Consider the following 745-nt stretch of genomic DNA (forward strand, 5'->3'; position numbering starts at 1 on the left):
ATGGGCGTGCCGTATTTTCAGATCCGGCGCGACCTGGAGCGTTGGGGCGTTGTGGTGTTTTCCAGCAATTACGCGCTGTACGGCGACATGAGCGAGCGCGTCATGACGGTCATCGAGAGCCTGGTGCCTGCGGTTGAGGTGTACTCAATCGACGAGTCGTTTGCCGACCTTACCGGTGTGCCAGACGTCGAAGTGCTCGGCAGGCGGATCCGCGCTGAGGTACTGCGCAGCACAGGTATCCCGGTCGGGGTGGGCATTGGGGGGACCAAGACGCTCGCCAAGTTGGCGAACCATTCAGCGAAGCGCTGGCAGAAGCAGACGGGTGGGGTAGTGGACCTTCTCGACCCGGTGCGGCGCGACAAGGTGCTGCGCGTGACTGACGTCGGCGATGTATGGGGTGTCGGTCGCCGGATGACCGAGCACCTGAACAGGTTGGGCATACGTACTGCTTGGGATCTAGCTAGCGCGGATGCCTGGACCCTGCGCAAAAAATTCAGCGTGGTCATCGAGAAAACCGCACGCGAACTGCGCGGGACGCCGTGCCTCGATCTGGAGGAGGTCGCGTCACCCAAACAGGAGATCTGCTGCTCGCGGATGTTCGGCAAGCGCCTGCGCGAGCTTGAGCCAATCAAGGACGCAGTGGCGGCATATGCCGCTCGGGCCAGCGAGAAGCTGAGGGCACAGCAGTCCATGTGCAAGCGCGTCCGAATCAGCATCCGTACCGGCATGTTTAATCCCGACGAGC

The 745-nt window shown here is 62.3% G+C and carries 1 protein-coding gene; it reads left to right on the plus strand.

Annotation, left to right across the window (positions count from 1 at the left end; all coding sequences use genetic code 11):
• Positions 1-745: Y-family DNA polymerase (locus tag N879_RS12990; RefSeq protein ID WP_022983390.1), on the plus strand; the 745-nt coding region annotated here is incomplete at both ends.

This window comes from Alcaligenes sp. EGD-AK7 (assembly GCF_000465875.3).
In the GTDB taxonomy this organism is placed as follows: Bacteria; Pseudomonadota; Gammaproteobacteria; order Burkholderiales; family Burkholderiaceae_B; genus Alcaligenes; species Alcaligenes phenolicus.